At 67.9% G+C, this 22,491-nt stretch carries 20 protein-coding genes; 14 read left to right on the top strand and 6 right to left on the bottom strand.

Annotation, left to right across the window (positions count from 1 at the left end; translation table 11 throughout):
• Nucleotides 1-30: 30 nt before the first annotated feature.
• Both SM191_RS06855 and SM191_RS06850 read right to left on the bottom strand, forming a co-directional pair.
• Nucleotides 31-1,272 carry a cytochrome P450 gene (locus SM191_RS06855; RefSeq protein ID WP_341505533.1) on the bottom strand — a complete coding sequence of 414 codons (1,242 nt, stop codon included), beginning with the start codon at nucleotides 1,270-1,272 and terminating at the stop codon, nucleotides 31-33.
• 136 nt (nucleotides 1,273-1,408) lie between these two features.
• Nucleotides 1,409-2,587, bottom strand: coding sequence for an acetyl-CoA C-acyltransferase (locus SM191_RS06850; protein ID WP_341505532.1), 1,179 nt, complete (start codon nucleotides 2,585-2,587; stop codon nucleotides 1,409-1,411).
• Here SM191_RS06850 and SM191_RS06845 point away from each other — a divergent pair.
• Both SM191_RS06845 and SM191_RS06840 read left to right on the top strand, forming a co-directional pair.
• Nucleotides 2,586-3,170, top strand: a complete 585-nt coding sequence (locus tag SM191_RS06845) for a Zn-ribbon domain-containing OB-fold protein (protein ID WP_341505531.1) — start codon at nucleotides 2,586-2,588, stop codon at nucleotides 3,168-3,170. The genes SM191_RS06850 and SM191_RS06845 overlap by 2 nt on opposite strands.
• Entirely contained in the window at nucleotides 3,163-4,317 is a 1,155-nt protein-coding gene (locus tag SM191_RS06840) for an acetyl-CoA acetyltransferase (RefSeq protein WP_341505530.1), read from the top strand. Before SM191_RS06845 ends, SM191_RS06840 begins: the two co-directional genes overlap by 8 nt.
• Before the next feature lie 20 nt (nucleotides 4,318-4,337).
• On the opposite strand, the gene SM191_RS06835 is transcribed toward SM191_RS06840, so the two are convergent.
• From SM191_RS06835 to SM191_RS06825, 3 genes are all read right to left on the bottom strand, one after another.
• On the bottom strand, nucleotides 4,338-5,093 hold the full coding sequence (locus SM191_RS06835) for an enoyl-CoA hydratase/isomerase family protein (RefSeq protein WP_341505529.1): 756 nt from the start codon (nucleotides 5,091-5,093) through the stop codon (nucleotides 4,338-4,340).
• Nucleotides 5,094-5,095: 2 nt separating this feature from the next.
• Complete coding sequence (locus SM191_RS06830; RefSeq protein ID WP_341505528.1) at nucleotides 5,096-5,869, bottom strand: enoyl-CoA hydratase/isomerase family protein; 774 nt, start codon at nucleotides 5,867-5,869, stop codon at nucleotides 5,096-5,098.
• Between the two features lie 66 nt (nucleotides 5,870-5,935).
• The gene (locus SM191_RS06825) at nucleotides 5,936-6,490 is read right to left on the bottom strand and encodes a nuclear transport factor 2 family protein (protein WP_341505527.1); all 555 of its coding nucleotides are present in this window, start codon (nucleotides 6,488-6,490) and stop codon (nucleotides 5,936-5,938) included.
• A gap of 137 nt (nucleotides 6,491-6,627) precedes the next feature.
• Between SM191_RS06825 and SM191_RS06820 the strand changes: the two genes are divergently transcribed.
• Both SM191_RS06820 and SM191_RS06815 read left to right on the top strand, forming a co-directional pair.
• On the top strand, nucleotides 6,628-7,824 hold the full coding sequence (locus tag SM191_RS06820) for an acyl-CoA dehydrogenase family protein (protein WP_341505526.1): 1,197 nt from the start codon (nucleotides 6,628-6,630) through the stop codon (nucleotides 7,822-7,824).
• 4 nt (nucleotides 7,825-7,828) lie between these two features.
• Nucleotides 7,829-8,956, top strand: a complete 1,128-nt coding sequence (locus tag SM191_RS06815; RefSeq protein WP_341505525.1) for an acyl-CoA dehydrogenase family protein — start codon at nucleotides 7,829-7,831, stop codon at nucleotides 8,954-8,956.
• Nucleotides 8,957-9,004: 48 nt separating this feature from the next.
• Here the strand turns inward: SM191_RS06815 and SM191_RS06810 are convergent, their stop codons facing one another.
• Nucleotides 9,005-11,107 carry a 3-hydroxyacyl-CoA dehydrogenase NAD-binding domain-containing protein gene (locus SM191_RS06810; protein WP_341505524.1) on the bottom strand — a complete coding sequence of 701 codons (2,103 nt, stop codon included), beginning with the start codon at nucleotides 11,105-11,107 and terminating at the stop codon, nucleotides 9,005-9,007.
• Nucleotides 11,108-11,314: 207 nt separating this feature from the next.
• Between SM191_RS06810 and SM191_RS06805 the strand changes: the two genes are divergently transcribed.
• The 10 genes from SM191_RS06805 (at nucleotide 11,315) to SM191_RS06760 (ending at nucleotide 22,475) form a co-directional block, all read left to right on the top strand.
• Entirely contained in the window at nucleotides 11,315-12,118 is an 804-nt protein-coding gene (locus SM191_RS06805) for an enoyl-CoA hydratase/isomerase family protein (RefSeq protein ID WP_341505523.1), read from the top strand.
• A gap of 105 nt (nucleotides 12,119-12,223) precedes the next feature.
• Nucleotides 12,224-13,372 carry an acyl-CoA dehydrogenase family protein gene (locus SM191_RS06800; protein ID WP_341505522.1) on the top strand — a complete coding sequence of 383 codons (1,149 nt, stop codon included), beginning with the start codon at nucleotides 12,224-12,226 and terminating at the stop codon, nucleotides 13,370-13,372.
• 4 nt (nucleotides 13,373-13,376) lie between these two features.
• Nucleotides 13,377-14,480 (top strand): acyl-CoA dehydrogenase family protein, encoded by a 1,104-nt coding sequence (locus SM191_RS06795; protein ID WP_341505521.1) that lies wholly within the window; start codon nucleotides 13,377-13,379, stop codon nucleotides 14,478-14,480.
• Nucleotides 14,477-15,292, top strand: a complete 816-nt coding sequence (locus SM191_RS06790; RefSeq protein WP_341505520.1) for an enoyl-CoA hydratase/isomerase family protein — start codon at nucleotides 14,477-14,479, stop codon at nucleotides 15,290-15,292. The genes SM191_RS06795 and SM191_RS06790 overlap by 4 nt, the downstream gene beginning before the upstream one ends.
• A 107-nt stretch (nucleotides 15,293-15,399) precedes the next feature.
• Nucleotides 15,400-16,437, top strand: coding sequence for an acyl-CoA dehydrogenase family protein (locus SM191_RS06785; RefSeq protein ID WP_341505519.1), 1,038 nt, complete (start codon nucleotides 15,400-15,402; stop codon nucleotides 16,435-16,437).
• A complete protein-coding gene (locus tag SM191_RS06780; RefSeq protein WP_341505518.1) occupies nucleotides 16,434-17,672 on the top strand; it encodes an acyl-CoA dehydrogenase family protein in 1,239 nt (412 codons plus the stop codon). Before SM191_RS06785 ends, SM191_RS06780 begins: the two co-directional genes overlap by 4 nt.
• Nucleotides 17,669-19,204: an AMP-binding protein gene (locus SM191_RS06775; protein WP_341505517.1), complete on the top strand. Its 1,536-nt coding sequence runs from the start codon at nucleotides 17,669-17,671 to the stop codon at nucleotides 19,202-19,204. The genes SM191_RS06780 and SM191_RS06775 overlap by 4 nt, the downstream gene beginning before the upstream one ends.
• Nucleotides 19,201-20,373: an acyl-CoA dehydrogenase family protein gene (locus SM191_RS06770; RefSeq protein ID WP_341505516.1), complete on the top strand. Its 1,173-nt coding sequence runs from the start codon at nucleotides 19,201-19,203 to the stop codon at nucleotides 20,371-20,373. Before SM191_RS06775 ends, SM191_RS06770 begins: the two co-directional genes overlap by 4 nt.
• Before the next feature lie 111 nt (nucleotides 20,374-20,484).
• A complete protein-coding gene (locus SM191_RS06765) occupies nucleotides 20,485-21,468 on the top strand; it encodes a thiamine pyrophosphate-dependent dehydrogenase E1 component subunit alpha (protein ID WP_341505515.1) in 984 nt (327 codons plus the stop codon).
• Nucleotides 21,465-22,475 carry an alpha-ketoacid dehydrogenase subunit beta gene (locus SM191_RS06760; RefSeq protein ID WP_341505514.1) on the top strand — a complete coding sequence of 337 codons (1,011 nt, stop codon included), beginning with the start codon at nucleotides 21,465-21,467 and terminating at the stop codon, nucleotides 22,473-22,475. Before SM191_RS06765 ends, SM191_RS06760 begins: the two co-directional genes overlap by 4 nt.
• Nucleotides 22,476-22,491: the final 16 nt, after the last annotated feature.

Here is a 22,491-nt window from a genome sequence, read left to right as displayed (position 1 = left end):
TCCTCCTGAGTTGACCGAGCGGGGGGGGCGTCAGCGCGGTTCGAAGCGGACGTGAAGATGGTCGGGTACGCGCATCATCGCGCCGTGCAGTCGCGGCGGCGGTCGGTCCGGGTCGAGCCGCAACGCCCGAAGCCGATCGAGCACGGCATGGAGGGCGCGCGTCATCTCGACCCGCGCCAGATGCTGGCCGACGCACATGTGGGGCCCGCGCGCGAAGGAGAAGTGCGGCTTTTTCGGCCGGAAGATGTCGAACCGGTCGGGATCGGGCCAGACCGCCGGATCGCGGTTCGCGGCGGCGGCGAGCACGAAGACCATCGAGCCCGCCGGAATAGACACCCCGCCCAGTTCGACGTCGGTGGTGGCCATGCGGGTCTGCATGCCGACCGGCCCGTCCCAGCGCAGCGCCTCTTCGATGGCGGCGGGGATCAGGGATCGATCCTGGCGGAGGGCCTCCATCTGGTCCGGGTTCCGGAGCAGGGCGGTCAGGAGGACGCTGGTCCCGCGATAGGTCGTGTCCCCGGCCGCGTTCATCAATTGCCGCAGGAAGGAGATCAGCACGTCCTCCGGCAGATACTCGCCATCCTGTTCGGTCAGCGCCAGCCGGGAGATAAGGTCGTCGCCCGGCTGGACGCGACGCTGCGCGACGATCGCGGCGAAATAGGCCCCCAGTTTCTCGCCCGCCTCGACCGCCTTGTCCATGTTGACATAGTCGGTCTGTGCGATCGCCAGCTTGTGGAACAGGCCGATGTCCCGTTCCGGCAAGGCGAGTTGCCGGTAGATGACGTGGAACGGATAGAGGTGCGTGAACTGCGCGACCAGATCGGCGCGTCCGCTCGGCTCGAAGGCGGACATCAGATCGTCGACCACCGGATCGACGATGGTCTCGCCCCATGTGATCACATATTGCGGCAGGAAGATCTTCTGGAAGATGCGCCGCCAGCGCGTATGGTCGGGCGGGTCCATGATCGTGATCGACTGGCCGAAGGCGCGGCCCAGATTCTCGCCATAAGCCTTGTTCGAGAAGCGGACCGGATCGACGAGCACCTTGCCCACCTCGTCATGCCCGACGACGCAGAAGGACTTGCGCCCGCCGAACACCTTGTCCTGCAACCCCACCGCCTCGCGGAAGCCGATCTCGTGAACCGGCCCCGCGGCGCGCATCCGGTGATAGAGCGGATAGGGGTCTTCGTGTCGGCCGAAGGACAGGGCGTCCAGGTCCATCGGATCATAGGTCGGATCGTCGAAGTCGCGAATCTCGGGAAGTGATGCCATGACTTCCTCTCCTGCGTCGGTCTTGTCGGGCGATCCTACACGCGGGCGGAGCGGATGTGCGGGTCGCCGTGTCATATCCCATGCGTGATGAAGGAGGGGGCGCCCCCGATGCGGACGGACCGACGCGGGGGCCCCGTCAGGCGATCTCGAACACCGCCGCCGCGCCCATGCCGCCGCCGACGCACATGGTCGTCACGACCCGCTTCGCCCCGCGCCGTTTGCCCTCGATCAGCGCATGGCCGGTCAGGCGCGATCCCGACATGCCATAGGGGTGGCCGATCGAGATGGCGCCCCCGTCGACGTTGAAGCGATCCTGAGGAAGGCCCAGCCTGTCGCGGCAATACAGGACCTGGCTGGCGAACGCCTCGTTCAACTCCCACAGATCGATATCGTCGATGCCGAGGCCCAGCCGGTCGAGCAGTTTGGGCACCGCCAGCACCGGGCCTATCCCCATCTCGTCGGGCGCGCAGCCCACCGCCTCGAACCCGCGATAGAGACCCAATATGGGCAGCCCGCGCCGACTCGCCTCGTCCGCGTCCATCACCACGCATACGCTGGCCCCGTCGGACAACTGACTGGCATTGCCCGCCGTGACGAAGCCGTTGTCGCGAATGGGCTTCAGCCGGGCGAGGTCCTCGATCGTCGTGCCGGGCCGGTTGCCTTCGTCGCGGGTCAGGGTGACCTCCTCCTGCCCGACGATCTGTCCCGCCTTGTCGACGATGTTCCTGGTCGTGGTGATCGGGACGATCTCGGCATCGAGCCGACCCGCCTCGACGGCGGCGGCAGTGCGGCGCTGGCTTTCGACCGCATATTCGTCCTGCGCCTCGCGCGAAATGCCATAGCGCCGCGCGACGATATCGGCGGTGTCGATCATCGGCAGATAGACGTCGGGCCGCTCGGCCGCGAGCCATTCGTCCTCGAAGCGAAAGACGTTCCGGTGCGGTTCGACCAGCGATACCGAGTCGAGCCCGCCCGCCACCATGATGCCGCCTTCGCCGGCGCGAATCCGCTGGGCGGCCATGGCGATGGTCTGAAGCCCTGAGGAGCATTTGCGATCGAGCGATACGCCCGGCACGCTGTCGGGCAGGCCGGCGCGGATCGCGGCCTGACGGGCGATGTTGTTGCCGACCGCCCCCTCTATCCGCGCCGCGCCCAGCAGCACGTCGCTGACCTCGCCGGGGTCCAGCCTGGCCCGCTCGACGGCGGCGCGGATGACATGGGCGGCGAGCGTCGCGCCATGGACGTTGTTCAGCGCGCCTCGGAACGCCTTGCCGATAGGGGTGCGCGCGGTGGCGACGATCGCGGCTTCTTTCATGGTCGATGCTGTCCCGATGGAGGAATATCGCCTGCGACTATCGGCGGTACTGAGCGGCTGCCAAGCGTTGCGCGCCCCCGAACCCGGCGACGGGCGCGACTATCGCATCCATGATGCCGCGCGCGTCGCCTTTGACGCCGGATGCGGCAGGGTGAAGGAAGCGCGGCGTTCCATCATCGCGCGAACGGCGGAAGGGCAGGGCATGAGCGAGTTTCCACGACCGGTCGAGGAGTGGCAGGCGCATCTTGCGGAGGGGCGGCTGATGCTGCAACGCAGCCGTTCGACCGGGCGCTTCCTGTTCTATCCCCGCATCGCCGCGCCGGGCAGCGGTGCCCGCGATCTCGAATGGGTCAGGGCGTCGGGGCGGGGGACGGTGCACGCCACGACAGTGGTGCGGCGCAAGCCCCCTGAGCCCAGCTATAATGTGGTGCTCGTCGATCTGGAGGAGGGCGTCCGGTTGATGAGCGAGGTGGTCGACACCGCGCCCGATGCGGTGGCGATCGGCATGGCCGTCCGTGCCCGGATCGATCGCGACGGGCCCGTGCCACGCCTCGTCTTCGTGCGGGAGGCGATCGATGGCTGACGCCTTTCCCCGTGGCCGTGCGGCGATCGTCGGGGCCGCGACCTATGGCATCGGTCGCTGTCCGGGCGTGTCGGCCGTCGATATGGCGGCGCGGGCGTCGCTGATGGCGCTGGACGATGCCGGACTTTCGCTTGCCGATGTCGATGCGCTCTACACCTCGGCCCCCTATGAGGCGCTGGGCGGCATGGAACTTGCCGAGTATCTGGGCATCCGGCCGCGCGTGACCGACTGCAATCGGACCGGGGGATCGGCGTTCGAGGTCTATGCGCAGCAGGCGGCGCTGGCGTTGGACGCGGGCCTGATCGACTGCGCGGTGATCGCCTATGGCTCCAACCCCGCCAGCAATCCGCCGGGGTCCGTCGGCATGTCGCGGCAAAGCCAGTGGGAGGCACCCTATCGGCCGATCGCCCCGGCCTCTTCCTATGCGCTCGCCGCCAGTCGCCATATGCATTTGTACGGCACGAAGCGCCGCGATCTGGCCGAGGTGGCGGTGGCCGCCCGACGCTGGGCGCAGCGCAATCCCGAGGCGGCGGTGCGCGATCCCCTGACGATCGATGACGTGCTCGGAGCGCGCATGTTGTCGGACCCGCTCAGCGTGCGCGACGCGTGCCTGTTCAACGATGGTGCCGCCGCGATCGTCATGACCCGCGCGGACCGGGCGCGCGATGCTGCCCGGCCGCCCGTCTTCGTGCTCGGCGCGGCCAGCACCGTGACGCATCGCGAGATCAGCTCGATGCCCGACCTGACCGTGACCGGCGCGGCGATCACCGGGCCGCAGGCCTTCGCGCAGGCGGGCGTCGACATCACCGATATCGACGTCGTGATGCTCTACGACGCCTTCACGATCACGCCGATCCTGTTCCTGGAGGATCTGGGCTTCTGTCCCAAGGGGGAGGGCGGTCGCTTCGTGTCCGACGGGGCGATCGCGCCGGGCGGGCGGCTGGCGGTCAATACCAATGGCGGTGGCCTGTCCTGCGTCCATCCGGGGATGTACGGTCTGTTCCTGCTGGTCGAGGCGACGCGACAGCTTCGTGGCGAGGCTGGCGAGCGGCAGGTCGCGAATGCCGACATCGCGCTGGCGCACGGCAATGGCGGCGTGTTGTCCAGCCAGGCGACGGTCGTGCTGGGAACGGCGGCGACGCTGTAGCGCCGCCGCCCGCGCCGGACCTAGCCGACGGGGCCCAATATCGCTTCGACGCGGTCGGTGATGCCGGGGCTTTGCAGCAGCGCGATCTGGCGATCGACCGCGGCTTCGAGATGCGCCTCCAGCCCGTCCCGCAGGTCGCCGCGATACAGGTCGACATAGCCTTCCAGCGGACGGCGGCCCATGCTGGCCAGCTTTTCCACCCGCGCCAGCGCACGAGGCAGCGCGCCAGCCTCGCCCGCGATCTCGGCGAGGCCGAGGGCGGCGGCCTCAGGCGCGTAGAGCCGTTCCTGTTCCTCCAGCAACTTCCATAACAGGCCGGGTGCCTTCAGACGCAACAGCCATTCGCCGCCAGTGCCGGGGATCAGGCCGACGCGACCCCAGCCCTGGATGCACCAGCCCTTTGGGCCGAAGAAGCGGCTGTCGCAGGCCAGCGCGATGTCCAGCCCCATGCCGACGCACGCACCGTCGACCGCCGCGACGGTGGGCACCGGGATGGCGATGATCGAACGGATCATGCCCTGATAGGCGGCATAGACGATCGACTTGCGTTCCTCGGGCGACATGTCCCGCCGGGCGACCGCGCCCTTGATGTTGCCGCCCGCGCAGAAGGCGCCGTTGCCGGTGATGACGACGCCGTGGATGTCGGGATCGTCCGCGATGCCGGTCAGCGCCTCGGTCAGTTCGCGGCATTCGTCGGGGCCCATCGCGTTGCGCTGCTCGGGCCAGTCGAGCGTGGCGATCACCGCCCGGCCATCGCGTTCGATCCGCACACCCATCGTCAATATCCCTTGAATTGCGGCGCCCGCTTTTCGCGGAAGGCGCTCGTGCCTTCGACATAATCCTCGGTGAAGCGCATCTGCGGTGCGATCAGCGCTTCATATTCCATGAAATCGGCCAGCGACGGATCGGCCGAGCGGTGCAGCAGCCGCTTCATCATGCCCAATCCGAAGGTCGGCCCGGCGGCCAGTTCCTGTGCGATGGCGTCGGCGCGAGCGGTCAGATTCTCCGGCGCGACGACCTCGCTCACCAGCCCCAGGGACAGCGCCTCCGCCGCATCGACGAAGCGGCTGGAGAACAGCAGCGACTTGGCGCGCAGCAGCCCCATCTGCCGCGTCAGCAGATAGGCGACGCCGGTATCGGGCACCAATCCGACCCGTGCATAGGTGAAGGCGTAACGCGCGGTGGAATCGACGACGATCTGATCGCAGGCGAGCGCGATCGCCGCGCCCAGGCCGACCGCCGCGCCGCGGACCACCGCCACCACGGGCTTATCCATCTCCCACAACCCGCGCACCAGTCGCAGGCCGCCATGCAGCATCCGGCGGCGCGACGACGGGATCGACTCGCCCTTGAACTGGCTGAGGTCCGCGCCGGAGCAGAAGGTGTCCCCCCTCGCGCTGATGACCAGCACGCGGACATTCGGGTCGCCCGCCGCCTCGTCGATGCGACCCGCCATCCAGACGCGCATCTCCGCATCGAGTGCGTTGCGCCGCTCCGGCCGGTCGATGACCAGGCGGGCGATCCCGTCCTGAACCGAATATGCGATGGTCATTCCCGTCCTTCTCTGCCCCCGTCCTTGCCGGTCATGCTGCGGCGCGCCTTCTCGTGCGGCAAGCCGTCATCCGGCGGGTTCGGGCACGCGGCCGAGCGGCCGGTGATAGGACGGATCGTTCCGATCCCGACTGGGCGGGCCCAGCGCGATGCGCGCTTGCACCGCATCGGGCACGCGCGTCTCGCCGAAGAAGCCGGAATATTCGATGATGCAGACGCGGTGCGCGATCCGCCAGTCGCCGGCGCGCCGTTCGAACCGGTCGACATAGCGGCCATAGGAGAGGGTCGGCGGGCCGCTGCGATTGTCGCCGACAAACAGATAATAGCTTTCGACATGCGCGGTATCGCCATCGAGGTCGATCACCATGTTCGAAACCATGTGATGATGGCTGGTCTGCGCCTTGTCATGGAAATCTATCGCCCACCGGCAGAAGCTGTCGGGATCGCCCGAGGCGACTCCATGCTGATCCCACGCATCGTCATGATAGGCGGAGCGCATCAGGTCCCAGTCGAACCGGTCGACGCCGCGCGTATAGCGCAGCAGACATTCCCCGATCTCGTGCCGGTCCTTCATCTCGCGGACGAAGGCGGCCAGATCCTGCGGTTGCGCCGTATCGGTCAACGAGCCTCTCCCATGATTGGAGCGCGCACCGTCCGCCTTTCGTTGGGGCTCGGCAACCGCCACGCGCTCTTTTCACGGATGCGATGGAATGGGGCGGGCGATGGATTCCCCCGCCGCGTGCGGGCACAGCCGCTGTCATGGACTTGAGCTTCACCGCCGAAGAGCGCGCTTTCCGCGCCGAGATCCGCGCGTTCTTCGCGTCGGCCCTCACCCCCGAACTTCGCGCCAAGATGATTGATCGCGGGCATCTGACCCGCGACGATTATGTCGCCTGGCAGCGGGTCCTCAACCGCCAGGGTTGGGCGACGATCAATTGGCCGGTCGAATATGGCGGCATGGGCTGGTCCCCGGCGCAGCGCTACATCTTCCAGGAGGAGATGGCGCTGGCCCACGCTCCCGAATGGCTGCCGTTCAATATCAACATGATCGGCCCGATCCTGTGCCGCTTCGGCAGCGAGGCGCAAAAGGCCAGGTTCTTGGCCCCGACGGCCAATCTCGACATCTGGTGGTGCCAGGGCTTTTCGGAGCCGGGATCGGGCTCGGATTTGGCCAGCCTGAAGACGCGGGCGGTGCGCGACGGCGACGACTATGTGCTGAACGGGCAGAAGATCTGGACCACGCAGGCGCAATATGCCGACTGGATGTTCCTGCTCGCGCGGACGAACCCGGACGTGAAGAAGCAGCAGGGCATCTCGTTCCTGCTGCTCGGCATGAAGACGCCGGGGATCACCGTGCGCCCGATCGGCTCGATCGACGGGGTCGAGGATCTCAACGAGGTCTTCTTCGACGATGTGCGCCTGCCCGTGTCCAATCTGATCGGGGAGGAAGGCAAGGGCTGGGACTATGCCAAGTTCCTGCTCGGCAACGAACGCAGCGGCATCGCGCGCATCGGCCTGTCGAAGGAGCGGCTGCTTCAGTTGCGGCAAGTCCAGGCGGACCTGACGGCGCGCGGCATGCTCGACACCGCCGAACAACAAAGGCTGGCGTGGAAACTCGCCGAGGTCGAGGTCGAGTTGCGGGCGCTGGAGTTGACCCAGCTTCGCGTCGTCGCCGCCGATGCGCAGGGGGGCGGGGCGGCAGCGGCGGCGTCGATCCTCAAGATCCGCGGCAGCGAGCTGCAACAGCGGATGACCGAATTGCTGCTCGAACTGGCCGGCCCGGCCGGGCTCGCCGTGCCCCCCGGCTTCGGCGCGGGCGATCATGGCGCGGGTGCCCCGGATAGCTGGATCGGCACGGCCGCTCCCTTCTACTTCTCCAAGCGCGCGGTCTCGATCTACGGAGGCGCGAACGAGATCCAGAAGAACATCATCGCCAAGAGCGTATTGGGATTGTGACGGCATGGATTTCGATCTGAACGACGATCAGCGATTGCTGGCGGACAGCGTCGGGCGGCTGATGGCCGATCACGGCGGTTTCGAGGCGCGGACCGACATCCTGCGCCAAGGGCAGGGGTGGAACCGGACGCTGTGGCGCAACATGGCCGATCTCGGCCTGCTCGGCCTGGGTTTCGCCGAGGAGGATGGCGGCTTCGGTGGAGGCGGCGTCGAGGCGATGATCGTGGCCGAGGCGCTGGGCCGCGCCCTGTCGCTCGAACCCTGGCTGGCGACGACCGTGCTGGCGGGCGGCGCTTTGCGGCGCGGCGCGGATGCCGCGCAACGGGCGGCGCGCATCCCGGCGATCGTCGCGGGCGAGCATGTCATGGCGCTGGCCCATGCCGAGCCCGACGCGCCGCGCCACAGGCTGGAGGCCAGCGGCACGATCGCCGCGCTACAAGGCGACGGCTGGTCGCTGACCGGAACCAAGATCGCGGTGCTGCACGGGGCCGATGCCGACGAACTGGTGGTGAGTGCCGCGACCGATCGGGGCACCGCGCTGTTCCTGGTCGATGGCGCGGCGGCCGGCGTCACGCGAGACGGGGTGGTCGGCTATGACGGAATTCCGGTCGCGACCATCCGGCTCGACGCCGCCCCGGCCGAGCGGCTGGCCGGCGACGCTGCCGGGCAGGAGGTGCTGGCGGCGGTGATCGACGATGCCATCGCCGCGCTCTGCGCGGAGGCGGTCGGCGTCATGGCCGAAACCGTCGACCTGACCGGCGAATATCTAAAGACGCGTCAGCAGTTCGGAACGCCGCTCGGCACGTTCCAGGCGCTCCAGCACCGGCTGGTCGACATGCTGATCCAGGTCGAATTGTCGCGTTCGATGGCGACCCATGCCGCGCTGGCGATCGACGACACCTCGGCGGCGGACCGGGCGCTCAACGTCGCGGCGGCCAAGGCGCAGATCGGTCGCGCCGGGCGTATGGTGGGACAGAATGCGGTCCAGCTTCACGGCGCGATCGGCTTCACCTCGGAATATAAGGTCGGCCATCTGTTCAAGCGGCTGACCGCGATCGATGCGCTGTTCGGCGACGCCGATCATCATCTCGGGCGCATCGCCGCTGCGCCGGGGCTGCCGCAACTCGCCTGACCGCCGGGCGGCGTCCCGCAAGGGAGCCCCGCCCGGCGCGTCCGGGGTTCAGACGGTCCGTGCCTTCTGCCACGCTGCGAAGCTCGATTCGCTCGCCGCCAGTTCACGCAACAGCGCGGCGGGGCGCAGCGACGGATCCTCCGGCGTGTCGGCGGCGAAGGCATCCAGCCGCTCAACCAGCGTCGCCAGTCCGACCTCGTCGGCCCAGAACATCGGCCCGCCGACATGGCGCGGCCAGCCATAGCCATTGACCCAGACGACATCGATGTCGGACGCGCGATAGGCGATGCCCTCCTCAAGGATGCGCGCGCCTTCGTTGACCAGCGGATAGAGCATCCGCGCGATCATCTCCTCGGCATCGAAGTCGCGTTGCGCGATGCCCAGCGCCGTCGAGGTCTCGGCGATCAATGCGGCGATATCGCCATTGTCCGACCCGTCACGTGCCCCCGCCTCATAGCGGTAATAGCCCGATCCGGTCTTCTGCCCGAACCATCCGCGCTCGCAGATCGCGTCCGCGATCGGGAAGGGCGTGCCGCGCCGCTTGCGGATGGACCAGCCGACGTCGAGCCCCGACATGTCCGCGATGGCGAGCGGTCCCATCGGAAAGCCGAACGCCTTGGCCGCGTCGTCGATCTGGCGCGGAGTCGCGCCGCGCTGGAGCAGGCGCTCGACCTCCTGCGATCGCTTGGCGAGCATCCGATTGCCGATGAAGCCGTCGCAATTGCCCGCCACGATCGGAACCTTACCGATCGCGCGCCCCGCCGCCATCGCGGTCGCCAGCGTCTCGGGAGAGGTCTTCGCGCCCCGCACGACCTCCAGCAGCTTCATGACGTTGGCGGGGGCGAAGAAATGCATGCCGACGAAATCCTCCGGCCGGTCGAGAACGGCGGCGATGTCATCGACGTCGAGCGCGGAGGTGTTCGACGACAGCACCGTACCCGGCGCAGCCTTCGCCCCGAGGTCGGAGAAAATGTCCCGCTTCACGTCCATGTCCTCGAACACGGCCTCGACCACCAGGTCGGCGGCCGCGGCGGCGGCGCGATCGGTGTCGCCGGTGATATGCGCCATCCGCTCGTCCATCGCGACCTGGGTCATCGAGCCGCGCTTGACCGATGTGGCATAATTGGCGCGGACCCGGTCGAGCCCCCGGTCGAGCGCGTCCTGCGTCGCGTCAACGACGGTGACGGGAATGCGGGCGGCGGCGAAGGACATGGCGATGCCGCCGCCCATCGTGCCCGCGCCGATCACGGCGGCGGTGCGGATCGCACGCGGCTTCACATCGGCGGGCTGGCCGGGGATGCGCGCCGCCTCGCGTTCGGCGAAGAACAGGTGGCGCAGGGCGCGCGACTGGCTGCCCGCGATCAGCGCGTCGATGGTCTGCGCATCCCTGGCCATGCCTTCGTCGAAGGGCAGGGTGAAGGAGTCGCGAACCGAGTCGACATTCGCGCGGGGCGCGGCCTGTCCGGCGGTGCGCGCGAGCAGCTTGGCCGCCAGCGCCTCGAACGCCGACGGATCGGCGCGGGTCGCCGCGATCCGGTCCTCGCGCTCGCTCACCGGGACGATCGACCGGCCGGTCACGGTGCGCGCGAACGCGATGCCCGCCGCGATCGGATCGCCACTGGCGACATGGTCCGCGACCCCCAGTTCGAGCGCCTTGGCCGCCGACAGGCGTTCGCCCGAGAGGCATAGCCTCAGCGTAGCTTCCGGCCCGATCAGGCGCGGCAGGCGCTTCGTGCCGCCCCCCGCCGCCAGCAGGCCGAGATGGATTTCGGGCAGCCCGACCTGCGCACCCTCCACCATCACGCGATAGGTACACCCCAGCGCGACCTCGAACCCTCCGCCCAGCGCCGTGCCGTGGATCGCGGCGACGGTCGGCTTGCCACAATGTTCGATCCGCTCGATCACTTCTTGCAGCCACGGCTCCTGGCGGGGCTTGCCGAATTCGGTGATGTCGGCACCCGCGAAGAAGGTCCGGCCCGCACAGGCGATGACGATCGCCCGGACCGTGTCGTCGGCCACCAACCGGGCGATGCCCCGCACGATCCCGTCGCGAACGGTGTGGCCCAGCGCGTTGACGGGCGGATTGTCGACGAGGATCACGCCGATCCCGTCCTCGTGCCGCACGGATACCGTGTCGTTGATGCTGGTCATGTCGCTGCCTCTCTCGTTGGGAAGGTGGGAAAGCCGCCGGGGCCGCTTCACCGATCATCCCATCGACCTATCGCCGCCCTTCGCGGCGGCAAGAGCACCGGGCCAAGGCAGCGCATCATTTCAGTCTTGTGATGGCTGGGGCCGGGCTCCTGGCGATCGGACCGCGATGGCGTAAGCCGCGAACGACACGAATCATCGGAGGCCGGCATGAGCGACATTGCGATCGACACCCCCATCGACGGCGTCTGCCGGTTGACCCTGAACCGCCCCGACGCGCTGAATTCGATGACCTTCGCCATGTATGAGGAACTGATCGCGCAATTCGAGAGGATCCGCTTCGATCATTCGATCCAGGTGGTGGTGCTGACGGGCAGCGGTCGGGGCTTCTGCGCCGGGCACGACCTGCGCGCGGGGGGCAAGCCGGGCTGGGTCGCCGAGGACCTCGGGCGGGCGCAGCGGAACCGCGCGACGCTGGCGCGGCTGGGCCAGATCCCGCTGCTGATGCGCGGTCTGCCGCAGCCCATCATCGTCGCAGTGAACGGCGTGGCGGCGGGCGCGGGCTATGCCTTCGCGCTGGCGGGCGACTTGGTGCTGGCCGCGCGATCGGCCAAGTTCGTCAACGCCTTCCACAATGCCGGAACGGGGCATGAGATGGGCTTCTCCTATCTGCTGCCCCGCGCGGTGGGGACGCAGCGCGCGGCCGAGATCATGCTGACCGGCCGCGCCGTTCATGCGGAGGAGGCCGAGCGGATCGGGCTCGCCCTGCGCATGGTCGAGGATACCGATCTGGAAGCCGAGACGCTGAAGCTGGCCGAGGCGATCATGGTCAACAGCCCGATAGGCATCGCCATCACCAAGCAGACCATGCACATGAACGCCGATGCGGGCAGCCTGGCCAACGCGATCGAGCTGGAGAATCGCGGCATCTTCACCAGCACCTCGACCGAGGACACGGCAGAGAAGCGCAAGGCGTTCATCGAGAAGCGCAAACCGGTCTTCACCGGTCGATGACGCGGGGCAGGGCGGCAAGGCCTTCGTTCACATTCCTGATAACGGCGCGCCCCCCGTGGCCGCCGCTGGCGCCGACCGGTAGTCCTGACCGGAAAGGAGGATCGCATGCCTGACTGGAACGCGATGTCGGACGGCGAATTCCGCCGTGCGACGATCGATTTCATCGAAACCCATTGCCCGCCCGATCTGCGTCACCGCAAGGAGCATCCGCGCTGGGCCGAGGCGGCGATCTGGTATCACCGCATGTCGGAGCATGGCTGGCTCGCCCCAAGCTGGCCGGTCGAGCATGGCGGCATGGCGTTGAAGCCCGCGAAATACCTGATCTATCTGGAGGAGTGGACGCGCCTGGGGGTGCCGACCATCCTGCCGCAGGGGCCGCTCAACGTCGGCCCCGCATTGCTAGCCAACGGCACGCAGGAGCAGATCGAGGAATATCTGCCCAAGATCCTGTCGGGCGAGCATCGCTGGTGCCAGGGTTTTTCGGAGCCGGGCGCCGGCTCCGACCTGGCCGGACTGCGCACCGACGCGCGGATCGAGGGCGACACGTTCGTCATCAACGGGCAGAAGATCTGGACGTCGGGCGCGCTCGACGCCAATCACATCTATGTCCTCGCCCGCACCGACAAGGCGGCGCAGAAGCAGAAGGGCATCAGCTTTATCCTGGTCGACATGGACCAGCCGGGCATCACCGTGAAGCCGATCGTCACCGTCAACCACGATACCGACTTCGCCGAGGTGTTCTTCGACGAGGTGCGGGCGCCGCTAAAGAATGTCGTCGGCGGCCTCAATCGCGGCTGGACGGTGGCCAAGTCGCTGCTGGGGTTCGAACGCATCTTCGCCGGCGCACCGCATTTCAGCCGCAACGCCGTGACCCAGGCCGCCGAGATGATGGCGCTGACCGGGCTGGACCGCGACCCCGTGATGGTTGACCGGCTGGCCGAGCTGAAGCTGGAGGTCGAGGATATCGCCGTAGCCTTCGAGGCGCTGGCGCAGGAGGTTCGCAAGGGCCACAGTTTCGGCTTCGAGGTGTCGACGCTGAAGATCGCCAATACCGAGACGTTCGCGCGCGTGACCGAATTGATGGTCGAGATGGCGGGCGAGCGCGGTGCGATGTTCGGCGATACCGATTTCGGCGATGGCTCGTCGAACCTGCTCAAGGCCTTCCTCTTCGCGCGCGCGCCGATGATCTATGGCGGCACCGTGCAAATCCACCGCAACATTCTGGCCAAGCAGGTGCTTGGCCTGCCGGGGTGATCCGATGAGCGTGATCGAAATGACGCAGGACGATGCCGATCAGGACATGATCGCCGAACTGCGCGATGCGGCGGAACGGGTGGTCGCCGACAAGGCCGACCTCGCCCGGACCCGGCGACTGCGCCGCACCGTACCGGGCCATGACACCGGGCTGGTCGACACGTTCGTCGAACTCGGCTGGTTCGGCGTACTGGTTCCCGAGGACAAGGGCGGGCTGGGCCTTGGTCTGGCGGAGACGGCCGTGCTGGTCCGCACGCTCGAAAAGGGGCTGATATCCGATCCCCTGTTGCCGATCGCGGTGCTGGGCACCCGCACCCTCGTCCATGCGGGACGCGAGGCGGCCGACCGGTTGCTCGCCGGCGTGCTGGGCGGCGAGGTCCGCCCGGCCCTGGCGCTCGACTTCGACGAGGCGCTGCCGGACGTGCGGTGGTCGGCCGGACGCCTGACCGGGCGGTGCGCGGCGGTGGCTGGGGGCGTGGCGGCGACGCATCTGATCGTGCCGGTCCGATGCGATGCGGGCGTCGAGCTCTATGCCGTCGCCGTGGACGCGCCGGGATTGGTCCAGACGCAACGCTGGCGCGCCGACGAGACGCCGGTCGGGCAGGTGACGCTGGACGGGGCGGAGGATGCAATATTGATCGCATCGGCCGACCGGGGCGGTCCGGCGGTGGAGGCGGCGCTCGACGAGACGCGGCTGGTCGCGGCGGCCGGTCTGGTCGGCCTGGGCGAGCGGATGCTCGACATGACGATCGACTATCTAAAGGTCCGCCACCAGTTCGATGTCTCGATCGGATCGTTCCAGGCGTTGCAGCACAAGACGGTCGACCTCTACATCCAAAAGGAGATCGCCGTCGCGACCGTCGCTTACGGCCTCCAACTCGCGCGGCAGGGCGAGCGCGTCATGGGTGCGCTGCGGGCGAAGGGGCGCGCCAGTGCGGCGGCGAACCGCATCGGGCGCGAGGCGCTGCACCTGCACGGCGCGATCGGCTTCACCGACGAACATGACATCGGGCTGTACCTGAAACGCGCGCTGACGCTGTCGGCCTGGCTGGGCAACGCCGCTGTCCATCGCCGTCGCTACATCGAAATGGGAATGATCCGGCCATGAACCACCCGAACCCCGCCACCGGCACCGAGACGCTGACCGTCACGCGCGAAGGGCATGTCGCGATCGTCACGCTGAACCGGCCCGAGGCGCTGAACGCGATCGATCGCGATCTGCATCATGCCATTCCGCAGGTGCTGATGGCGCTGTCCGAGGACCGGGACGTGCGCGCGATCGTGCTGACGGGGGCGGGCCGCGCCTTTTCGGCGGGCGGCGACCTGAAGGCGATGGCGGCGCGTTTCGGCACCGATGCGGGGCGCGATCACGTGATGACCGTGCCGGGTCTCGCCCGCCTTTTGCTCCAGGGGATGTTCGAGGTCGAGACGCCGATCATCGCGGCGGTGAACGGCGATGCGATGGGGCTGGGCGCGACGATCGCGCTGGCCTGCGACGTCAGCGTGATCGCCGAAACCGCCCGGTTCGGCGACACCCATGTCCGCGTCGGGCTGGTTGCGGGGGACGGCGGCGCGGTGATCTGGCCGCTGCTGATCGGGGCCAATCGCGCGAAGGACTTCCTGATGCGCGGCCGCGTCATCGACGGGATCGAGGCGGAGCGGCAGGGCATCTGCAACCATGTCGCCCCCGCCGACCAGGTGCTGGCGCGGGCGAAGGAGATCGCCCAGGAAATCGCCAGCCTGCCCCCGCTCTCCGTCCGCTGGACGAAGGCGACGATCAACAAGGGGATCAAGGCGCAACTCAACACCGTCTTCGACGCAGGGATCGCCTATGAGGCGCTGACGATGATGAGTGCCGACCATGGCGAGGCGGTGCGCGCGATGCTGGAAAAGCGCCGACCCGATTTCCAGGGTCTTTGAACCCCCCGGGTTCTTCACAAGCGTGATGGGCGGGGTGGGGCCGTTGCCGCCTTCTCCCCGCCTGCCCTAACCAGGGGGAAGCCATTCCGGCAGAGACGGGAGTCGAGGTGAGCGAAGCCATCGATCTGGAGGAACTGCGCACCGGGATCCGCGACGTGCTGGAGGCCGAGGCGTCGAGCGAGCGTGTGCACCGCCATTATGACGGCGACGCGACCATCGCGGCGGATCTGCGGCGGATCGCGGGCGAACTCGGCTGGGGCGCGCTGGGCGTACCCGAAGGCCATGACGGGCTGGGGCTGGGCCTGCGCGGATTGTCGGTGCTGTACGAGGAACTGGGGCGCGGTCCCGCACCATTGCCGCTGGCGTCGACCATGATCGTCGCCGACATGCTGGCGCGGCGCGGTGACGAGGCGCAGCAGACCCGCTGGCTTCCCGCCTTCGCCGGGGGGCGCGCCTTTGCCGCCGTCGCGCTCGACGGTCGCGTCGCGGTCGCGGCAAACCGGGTCAGCGGGTCGTTCGACCATGTCGTCGACGCCGTAGGTGCGGACCTGTTCCTGGTGCGGGCGGGCGAGGATTTCATGCTGGTGGCGGCGGACCAGCCGGGCGTCACCATCGAGGCGCTGCCCGCGGTCGACCGCACGCGGACGCTGGCGACCGTCACCTTCGACGACGCGGAAGGCGCGGTCATCGCGGTCGATGCCGACGCGCTCGCCACCCATGCTGCGCTTGCGGTCGCCGCGGACAGCATCGGCGGCGCTGCGGCGATACTGGCGAAGACGATCGAATATCTGAAGGTGCGGGTCCAGTTCGGCAAGCCGATCGGGTCGTTCCAGGCGCTCAAGCACCGTGTGGCGGACCATCACCTGGCACTGGAACTGGCCCGATCGCTGATCGACACCGCGATCGCGGCGCAGGACGGCGGCGCCGATGCCCATGCGATCGCGGCACTGGCGCGGGTGACGGCGGCGGAAACCTATGCGGCGATCGCCGACGACGCGGTGCAGCTTCATGGCGGGATCGGCTTCACCTGGGAGCATGACTGCCACCTCTATCTGAAGCGGGCGCGGATGAACGAGATGCTATGGGGCAATGCGGAACGCCATCTCGATCGCGCCGCCGATCACCTGATGGGAAGGGCGGCATGACGGTCGCGGTGGCGGACCGCCGGTTCGAGCCGCTCGCCAGGCTGGGCGACCCGGCCGCCTTCCGCGCGGAGGTGCGCGCCTGGCTCCAGGCGACGCTGCCCGACGACTGGCTGGCGACGATCACCGGCGGCGGCGAGCAGGCCTATGTCGATTTCCAGCGCTGGTGGTTTCGCGAACTGATGAAGGTCGGGCTGGCGACCGCGCACTGGCCAAAGGCATGGGGCGGCGAGGAACTGCCGCTCGAATATCAGGTCGTGATGAACGAGGAATTCGGCAAGGTCCGCGCGCCCCGCCCGCTTCTCTACACGGTGTCGCTCTATCATCTGCCCGCGACGCTGTTCGCGCACGGCACGCCCGAACAGCGCGACCGCTACCTGACCGGCGTGCGCGAGCGCGGCGAATTGTGGTGCCAGGGCTTTTCGGAGCCGGGGGCGGGATCGGACCTCGCATCGCTGCGCACCGGCGCCGAACGCCGGGTCAAGCCCGACGGCAGCATCGTCTATGTCGTCAACGGGCAGAAGGTCTGGTCGTCCTTCGGCATGCATGCGGACCATTACATGCTGTTGGCGCGCACCGATCCGGACGCGCCCCGGAAACAGGCCGGGATCAGCTTCTTCCTGCTGCCGATGGACAGTCCCGGCCTGATCCGGCGACCGATCCGCCAGATCAACGGCGATGCCGAATTCTGCGAGGTGTTCCTCGACGATGTCGAGATACCGGCGGAAAACCTGGTGGGCCGCGAGAATGAGGGCTGGGCGATCGCCCAATCCACCCTCTCGGCCGAGCGCGGCCTGATCATCGTCGACCAGGCGCAGCGGATGCAGTTCGTGCTGGAGGGCGTGCTCGTGGAGGCGCGTTCGGGCCGATTGCCATGGTGGGGCGATGCCGAATTGCGGCGCGAATTCCTGCGCCTCTATGCGCGGGCGCTGGCCGTCCGCAGCCTGGTGGACCGGATGATCGACGAGATCGTGAACGACCCGCATATGGGCGCGTCGCCGACGCCGACGCTGGTCAAGCTGACCTATTCCGAATTGCTGCGGCGCTACACCAGCTTCGTGCTGAAGCGCGACGGCATGGCGGCGCAGGTCACGCGGCCCAAGGCGCTGGGGGCGGGAAAACTGACGGACAATCCGATGGACGATTATCTCTCGGCCTATAGCTGGACGATCTCGGGCGGGTCGAACGAGGTGCTGAAGAACATTCTCGCCGAGCGCATCCTGGGGCTGCCGCGATGAAGACCGTCGGCGACCTTCACGAATATAACGCCCGCTACTTCGCCGAACGGGAGGCCTTCGTGTTCGAGGGGCGGCGGCTGACCAATGCGGGCTTTCTCGATCGCATTCGTCGCCTCGCCGACGCCTTCCACGCCAGCGGCCTGCGGCGCGGCGACCGGATCGCGGTGCTCGCGCTCAACTGTCTGGAAATCTATGAGATCATGGGGGCGGCGGAGCTTGCGGGCTTTGCCGCGGTGCCGCTCAATTTTCGCCTGGCTCCGGCGGAGGTCGACTATCTGCTGAACGATATCCGCCCTGCGGCCATCGTCTATGAGGCGGACCTGATGCCGCTCGCCGCGACGTTCCGCGCACATCATCCCGATCTCGTCTGGCTGCGGATGCGCGACGCGGCGGGCGGCGACGGCACGCCGCATTTCGAGGATTTCCTGAACGGCGGGGCGAGCGAGGGACCTCCCATACGCGCCCGCCCCGACGATCTGTGCTATCTGATGTACACCAGCGGCACGACGGGACGGCCCAAGGGCGCGATGCTGATCCAGCGAGCGGTATTGGCCGGCGCGGAGATCGGCGCTTCCGAGTCCGAGATGGTAAAGGGGGGCACCTGGCTGGTCCATTCGCCGCAATTCCATATCGGCGGCAACGGCACGCGGCTGAGCCAGCAGATGCGGTCGGGCCGGGTGGTCCTTCATCGCAGCTTCGATCCCGTCCGCGCGCTGCGCGATATCCAGGACGAGCGGGTCACCGGCACGATGACGGTCGGCACGATGTTGCAGGCGGTGCTGGACGTCGCCGACGATTACGACCTGTCGTCGATGCAGTCCTGGATGGTGGCGGGCGCACCCGCCTCGCCCGAACTGATGCGGCGCGCGATCGCCAAGCTCGGCAAGATCTTCATCATCCAATATGGAATGACGGAGGGGCGCGTATCGGGCCTATACCGCTATGAGGTCGATCCCGATGCCGGGCCCAAGGCGGCGAAGCGGCTGCGCTCCGTCGGCCGCCCCGCGCCGCAGATCGAGGTGGAGATACGTGACGAGGCGGGTCACGTCTGTCCGCCCGACGTACCGGGGGAGGTCACCTTCCGCTCGCCCAACGTCTTCGCGGGATATTGGAACAACTCGGTCGCCACGGCCGAGGCATTGCGCGACGGCTGGATGCATTCGGGCGATGTCGGCTATTTCGATGAGGACGGGTATCTCTATCTCGTCGATCGCAAGAAGGACATGATCATCTCGGGCGGCGAGAATATCTACAGCCGCGAGGTCGAGGATGCGCTGCACACCCACCAGGACGTGATCGAGGCGGCGGTGATCGGGGTGCCGGACGCGAAATGGGGCGAGGCGGTGAAGGCCTTCGTGGTGCTGGCCGCCGGGGCGACCGCCTCGGCCGATGCGATGATCGACCATGTCCGCACGCGCATCGCGCGCTACAAATGCCCCAAGCATGTCGCGTTCGTCGGCGAACTTCCCCGCATCGCGAACGGCAAGATCGACAAGATGGCCTTGCGCCGACGGGAGGAGGAACAGGCATGACCCTGCGGGATCACCAGGCCGCGCATGACGCGCTGGACCGGCTGGACGACGACGCCTTCCGTGCCGAGGTGCGCGAATGGGTCGTGGGTGCCTGTCCCGAACACCTGCGCTTTCCCGCCAGGCGCCTGCACTTCCATGAGGTGCGCGACTGGTATCGGATTTTGGCCGAAAAGGGATGGCTTGCCCCGGGCTGGCCGCGCGACCATGGCGGCATGGGACTGTCCCCGGCGCGTCAGATGATCCTGATCGACGAGTTCGAGCGCCACGGCGTGCCGCGCCTGCCCGATCATGGCATCATCATGCTGGGGCCGTTGCTGATCCGCTACGGAACGGAGGCGCAACGCGCCCGCTTCCTGCCCAAGATCCTGTCGGGCGAGCACATCTGGTGCCAGGGCTATTCGGAGCCGGGGGCGGGGTCCGACCTCGCCGCGCTGCGGACCGAGGCGGTGCTCGACGGCGACGACTGGGTCATCAATGGGCAGAAGACCTGGACCACGCTGGCCTCCGACGCGCAATGGATGTTCCTGCTCGCGCGAACCGACAAGAGCGCGAAGAAACAGGCCGGAATCAGCTTCCTGCTGGTGCCGATGAATGCGCCGGGCGTGACGATACGGCCGATCGTCAACCTCGAGATGCATGACGAATATTTTGAGGTGTTCTTCGACAATGTCCGCGTGCCCGCCGATCATCTGGTCGGCGAGGTCAACCGGGGCTGGCCGATGGCGAAGGCACTGCTCGGTTTCGAACGCATCTTCTTCGGCAGTCCCCGGCAGTCGGCCTTCGCGCTGGAGCGGCTGCGGCACCTGGCCGAACATTACAGCGTGGCGGACGATCCGGTGTTTCGCGACAAGTTCGTGCGCCTGCACATGGATCTCGCCGATCATTCCGACCTGTTCGAGCGTTTCGCCGATCAGTTGCGCCGGGGCGAGTCCCTGGGCGCCGACGTATCGATGTTGAAGCTGCATCAGACCGACCTCTACCAGCGGATCACCGACCTGATGATCGAGATCGCGGGCAGCGATGCCGGGTTGCTCGACCCTGCGGGCGGCGACCGGGCGATCCATCCGGCCGGCTTCTTCATCCAGTCGCGGCCCACGACCATCTATGGCGGCACCAGCGAGATCCAGCGCGGCATCCTGGCGCGCGAAGTGCTGGGCCTGCCGGCCTGACCGGGCGGGTATGTCCGTTCTTCCAGCCTCCGGGCACGCGGACATTTCACAAACGGGATATCGTGGCGGACGGCGTGGCGGGGCGGGGCGAAGCGTGGCACGTCTCTGTGCATGGACAACAGGCATTTACCCGACGCCGACACGCAGCTCGGCATCTATCGTCGCATGGCGCTGATCAAGGCGAATGACGAGCGCAGCCGCAAGGTGATCCGTTCGGGCCGCCTAGTCATGCCCTATTATAGTCCCCGCGGGCAGGAAGTGATCCCCAGTTGCATCTCCGCCTGCCTGACCGACGATGATTATATCTGCACCATCTATCGCGGCACGCACGACATGCTGGCCAAGGGCGTGCCGTTGCGCGACCTGTGGGCGGAACTGGCGGGGCGCGTCACCGGCACCTGCAAGGGCAAGGGCGGGCCGATGCACATCACCCATCCCGCCTCCGGCGTGATGGTGACGACGGGGATCGTCGGATCGTCCATGCCGATCGCCAACGGCCTCGCCTGGGCCGCGCAACTGAAGGGCGACGGGCGCGTGACGATCGCCAATTTCGGCGATGGCGCGTCCAATATCGGCGCGTTCCACGAATCGCTGAACCTGGCGGCGGTCTGGAAGCTGCCGGTGATCTTCGTCTGCCAGAACAACGAATGGGGCGAGCATACCGCCTATGACAAGACCAGCAACGTGCCGGTGGCGGCGCGGGGCGGCTCCTACGGCATGCCGGGCGTGCGGGTGGACGGCAACGACGTCTTCGCGATGTACGACGCCGCGCGCACCGCGATCGAGCGTGCGCGCGCCGGCGAGGGGCCGACGCTGATCGAGGCGATGACCTATCGCTTCCACGGCCATGTCTTCGGCGACGCCGACGGCTATATGGACAAGGCGCGCAAGGCCGCCGCGGTCGCCGCCGATCCGGTCCCGCTCTTCCGGGCGCATCTGATCGAGAACGGCATCGCCGACGAAGCGACGCTGGCGGACATGGAAGCGGCGATCGAGGCGGCGCTGGACGACGCCGTCGACTTCGCGCTCGCCGGCGACTTTCCCGACTCGGGCGAACTGACCCGCGATGTCTTTGCCGAGGAGGTGTCGGCATGAGCCGGGGCGCAGCGCTTGCCGAGGGCAAGTCGAACATCCTTCAGTCCGTCAACGCCGCACTGGCCGATGCGCTGGCCGAGGACGAGACGGTGCTGGTGCTGGGCGAGGATATCGGCGACGCGGAGGAGGGGGGCGTCGTCGGCGTGACGCGTGGCCTGTCCACCCGCTTCGGTGAGCATCGCGTGCGCACGACGCCGATTTCGGAACAGGCGATCATCGGCGCGGCGATCGGCGCCAGCCTGGCGGGGTTCAAGCCCGTCGCGGAGATCATGCTGATGAACTTCACGACGGTCGCGATGGACATGATCGTCAATCACGCCGCCAAGCTGCGCTTCATGTCTGGCGGCCAGACCAATGTGCCGATCGTCATCCGCACCATGACGGGCACGGGTTTCGGCTCGGGCGGGCAGCATTGCGACTATCTGGAGGCGTGGTTCGCCCATACCGCCGGGATCAAGGTCGTCGCGCCATCCAGTCCGGCGGACGCCTATGGGCTGATGCGGTCGGCGATCGACGATCCCGACCCCGTGCTGTTCATCGAGAATCTGCCGACCTATTGGAACCAGGCGGATGCCGCGCCCGCCGGGCACCGCGTGCCGATCGGCAAGGCCCATGTCCTGGCCGAGGGGCATGACGTGACCATCCTGGCCTATGCCCGGATGATCCAGGAGGCAACGCCCGCGATCGCGCAACTGGCGGAGGCGGGGATTTCCGCCGAACTGATCGACCTGCGCACCATCGCGCCCTGGGATCGCGAGACGGTTCTCGCCTCCGTCGCCCGGACGGGGCGGCTGCTGATCGTCCATGAAGCGGTGACGCCCTTCGGCGTCGGGGCCGAGATCGCGGCGACCATCGGCGAGGCGCTGTTCGGCAAGCTCGCCGCACCCATCAAGCGGCTCGGCGGCGCGTTTTGCCCCGTGCCTTTCTCCAAGCCTCTCGAAACCGCCTTCGCGCCGCGCACCGCCGACATCGTGGCGGCCGCGCGACAGCTTGTCGGGCATCGATAATCCCCCCGAACCGGAG

The organism is Sphingomonas sp. 2378, assembly GCF_038084995.1.
Classification (GTDB): domain Bacteria; phylum Pseudomonadota; class Alphaproteobacteria; order Sphingomonadales; family Sphingomonadaceae; genus Sphingomonas.
Note: the sequence above shows the minus strand (reverse complement) of the source record. Positions and strands in the feature narration are given on the sequence as shown.

Excerpts from the sequence above, each read along its gene's own strand:
- SM191_RS06810 (WP_341505524.1), bottom strand. The coding sequence starts at position 11,107 with ATGACCAGCATCAACGACACGGTATCCGTGCGGCACGAGGACGGGATC.
- SM191_RS06855 (WP_341505533.1), bottom strand. The coding sequence starts at position 1,272 with ATGGCATCACTTCCCGAGATTCGCGACTTCGACGATCCGACCTATGAT.
- SM191_RS06770 (WP_341505516.1), top strand. The coding sequence starts at position 19,201 with ATGACCCTGCGGGATCACCAGGCCGCGCATGACGCGCTGGACCGGCTG.
- SM191_RS06805 (WP_341505523.1), top strand. The coding sequence starts at position 11,315 with ATGAGCGACATTGCGATCGACACCCCCATCGACGGCGTCTGCCGGTTG.
- SM191_RS06815 (WP_341505525.1), top strand. The coding sequence starts at position 7,829 with ATGGATTTCGATCTGAACGACGATCAGCGATTGCTGGCGGACAGCGTC.
- SM191_RS06845 (WP_341505531.1), top strand. The coding sequence starts at position 2,586 with ATGGTCGATGCTGTCCCGATGGAGGAATATCGCCTGCGACTATCGGCG.
- SM191_RS06820 (WP_341505526.1), top strand. The coding sequence starts at position 6,628 with ATGGACTTGAGCTTCACCGCCGAAGAGCGCGCTTTCCGCGCCGAGATC.
- SM191_RS06790 (WP_341505520.1), top strand. The coding sequence starts at position 14,477 with ATGAACCACCCGAACCCCGCCACCGGCACCGAGACGCTGACCGTCACG.
- SM191_RS06830 (WP_341505528.1), bottom strand. The coding sequence starts at position 5,869 with ATGACCATCGCATATTCGGTTCAGGACGGGATCGCCCGCCTGGTCATC.
- SM191_RS06835 (WP_341505529.1), bottom strand. The coding sequence starts at position 5,093 with ATGGGTGTGCGGATCGAACGCGATGGCCGGGCGGTGATCGCCACGCTC.
- SM191_RS06850 (WP_341505532.1), bottom strand. The coding sequence starts at position 2,587 with ATGAAAGAAGCCGCGATCGTCGCCACCGCGCGCACCCCTATCGGCAAG.
- SM191_RS06840 (WP_341505530.1), top strand. The coding sequence starts at position 3,163 with ATGGCTGACGCCTTTCCCCGTGGCCGTGCGGCGATCGTCGGGGCCGCG.
- SM191_RS06780 (WP_341505518.1), top strand. The coding sequence starts at position 16,434 with ATGACGGTCGCGGTGGCGGACCGCCGGTTCGAGCCGCTCGCCAGGCTG.
- SM191_RS06775 (WP_341505517.1), top strand. The coding sequence starts at position 17,669 with ATGAAGACCGTCGGCGACCTTCACGAATATAACGCCCGCTACTTCGCC.
- SM191_RS06800 (WP_341505522.1), top strand. The coding sequence starts at position 12,224 with ATGCCTGACTGGAACGCGATGTCGGACGGCGAATTCCGCCGTGCGACG.
- SM191_RS06760 (WP_341505514.1), top strand. The coding sequence starts at position 21,465 with ATGAGCCGGGGCGCAGCGCTTGCCGAGGGCAAGTCGAACATCCTTCAG.
- SM191_RS06795 (WP_341505521.1), top strand. The coding sequence starts at position 13,377 with ATGAGCGTGATCGAAATGACGCAGGACGATGCCGATCAGGACATGATC.
- SM191_RS06765 (WP_341505515.1), top strand. The coding sequence starts at position 20,485 with ATGGACAACAGGCATTTACCCGACGCCGACACGCAGCTCGGCATCTAT.